The organism is Yinghuangia sp. YIM S10712, from assembly GCF_051388935.1.
Taxonomy (GTDB): Bacteria; Actinomycetota; Actinomycetes; order Streptomycetales; family Streptomycetaceae; genus Yinghuangia.
In genome coordinates this window covers 7,191-9,930 of sequence record NZ_JBPKBI010000045.1, presented here as the reverse complement: position 1 = coordinate 9,930, position 2,740 = coordinate 7,191, and the positions used below count along the sequence as shown (strand labels likewise).

General features: G+C 70.4%; 1 protein-coding gene and 1 pseudogene. Both read left to right on the top strand.

Going from position 1 to position 2,740, the window contains the following annotated elements; all coding sequences use genetic code 11:
* Positions 1-291 precede the first annotated feature (291 nt).
* A pseudogene (locus ACRX5W_RS32765) lies at positions 292-570 on the top strand (sugar-binding domain-containing protein); the annotation flags it as partial.
* Positions 571-620: 50 nt separating this feature from the next.
* Positions 621-2,717 (top strand): glycoside hydrolase family 2 TIM barrel-domain containing protein, encoded by a 2,097-nt coding sequence (locus tag ACRX5W_RS32760; RefSeq protein WP_436792039.1) that lies wholly within the window; start codon positions 621-623, stop codon positions 2,715-2,717.
* Positions 2,718-2,740: the final 23 nt, after the last annotated feature.

Genomic DNA, 2,740 nt, shown 5'->3' with positions numbered 1-2,740 from the left:
CCGCGCCGACAGCGGCCGTGCGCGGGGGCGCGTCTTTCGTGCGGGACACACTCTCCGTAAGGCCGTTACGCCAGTGTGACTTGCCGATCCCATGCGACCGGCCATATCGTGGCGATCAGAGTGCTAATACGCATTAGTTTCGCGGCCGAGCACACCCGCACGATCCACGGAGGCCGAGTGATCCGCCAATCCTTCAACGCCGACTGGGCGGTACGCCCCAAGGTCAACCCGTTCGCCGAATTGTCCGGGGTCAGCGTCCCGTTCGAGCCGGTGACGCTGCCGCACGACGCGATGATCGGGCAGCAGCGCAGCGCCGCGCAGGGCGGCGACCGGGGCGCGGGCGCGTACTTTCCCGGGGGCACGTTCGAGTACCGCAAGACGTTCGCGGTGCCGGAGGAGTACCGGGGTCGGCGGATCCTGATCGAGTTCGAGGGCGTGTACCGCGACGCGGCGGTGTACGTCAACGGCGACTGGGTGGGCCAGCGCCCGTACGGCTACTCGCTGTTCCGCGTCGATATCGGCCACCTGCTGCGCTACGGCCAGGACAACGAGATCCGCGTCGAGGCCCGCGCCCACCGCGATTCGCGCTGGTACACCGGCGCCGGGATCTACCGCGACACGTGGCTTCTGGTCGGCGGGCCGGTCCGCATCGCCGCCGACGGCGTCCGGGTCACCACCCCCGAGATCGACACGGACTGGGCCGTCGTCCAGGTCGCCACCACGATCGAGAACGACACGGTCNCGGGCCGGTCCGCATCGCCGCCGACGGCGTCCGGGTCACCACCCCCGAGATCGACACGGACTGGGCCGTCGTCCAGGTCGCCACCACGATCGAGAACGACACGGTCGCGATGCGCACGGTCGAGGTCACCACCGAGATCCGCGACGCGGATGGCGGCATCGTCGCGCGCGACGTCGCCTCGGTCACCGCGATGCCCGGCGGTTCCGCGACCGCCCGTCCGCGCCTGTACGTGGCCCGCCCCAATCTGTGGAGCCCGGATTCGCCGGCCCTGTACACGTGCGCCGTGACGTCGTCCGACGAGTCGGGGACCCTCGACACCGAGACCACGGTGTTCGGCATCCGCTCACTGCACTTGGACCCGCAGCGCGGGCTGCGGATCAACGGTGTCCCGGTCAAGCTGCGCGGTGCCTGCATCCACCACGACAACGGCGTGCTGGGCGCGGCCACATTCGCCGCCGCCGAGGAGCGGCGCGTACGGCTTCTCCTGGAGGCCGGGTTCAACGCGATCCGCATGTCCCACCACCCCATGAGCACCGCGCTGCTGGACGCCTGCGACCGCCTCGGCATGCTCGTCCTGGACGAGGCGTTCGACATGTGGACCGGCGGCAAGAGCGAGTTCGACTACCACCTGGACTTCGCCGAGTGGTGGGAGCGCGACATCGAGGCAATGGTCGCCAAGGACTTCAACCACCCCAGCGTCGTCATGTACTCGATCGGCAACGAGATCCCCGAGACGGGCTCACCGTCCGGCGCGGTCTGGGGCCGCAGGCTGGCCGACAAGGTCCGCGAGCTCGACCCGACCCGGTACGTCACCAACGGTGTCAACGGCATGCTCGCGGTGATGTCCCAGCTCGGCGAGCTGCGCAAGAAGGCCGGCGAAGGCGCGGGCATCAACACACTCATGGCCGACCCCGGCGACTGGATGAACGCCATCAGCGCCTCCGAACTGGTCACCAAGGCCACCGCCGAATCGTTTGCGCTGCTCGACGTCGCCGGCATGAACTACGCGGAGGCCCGCTACACGCTCGACCGCGAGCTGTTCCCCAACCGGATCATCCTCGGCACGGAGACCTTCCCCACCCGCATCGGCGGCAACTGGCGACTGGTCACCGAACACCCGCACGTCATCGGCGACTTCACCTGGACCGGCTGGGACTACCTCGGCGAAGTCGGCATCGGCCGGCCGCAGTACATCACCGAGGAGACACCGGCCCCCGTGCACGTGGCGCCCTACCCGCACCTGGTGGCCCAGACCGGCGACATCGACATCACGGGCCACCGCCGCCCCGCGTCCTACTACCGCGAGATCGTCTTCGGCCTGCGCACCGAGCCGTACCTCGCGGTGCGCAGGCCCGAACACCACGGCAAGACGCCCGCCGGGACACCCTGGGCGTGGAGCGACGGCATCGCCAGTTGGACGTGGCCAGGCTTCGAGGACGCGCCGATCACCGTCGAGGTCTACGGCGACGCCGACGAGGTCGAACTCCTTGTCAACGGAGACTCCTTGGGCCGCCGCCCGGTCGGGCCACAGCACCGCTTCCGCACCGAATTCGAAACCGTCTACCGCCCCGGCGAGCTCGTCGCCGTCGCCTATCGCGACGGCGCGGAGACCGGCCGCGGAATCCTGCGGACCGCGACCGGCCCGGTGCGCCTGCGCGTCGACGCCGAGCGGTCGACCGTCACCGCGTCGGGTGGAGACCTCGCGTACGTCACGGTGGCCCTGACCGACGCCGACGGCACCGTTCACACCGCCGCCGACCGGCCCGTCCGCCTCGAACTCACCGGTCCCGGCACGCTCCAGGGCTACGGCAGCGCCGAGCCGGCCACCGAGGAACGCTTCGACACGACCGAACACCGCACGTACGAAGGCCGCGCCCTCGCCGTCATCCGGCCCACCGGGCCCGGCAAGATCGGCATCCGCGCCACGGCCGAGGGGTGCGAACCGGCCGAGGCGTGGGTTCTCGTGGAGGGATGACCCGGCAACACGCCGATGCCGCG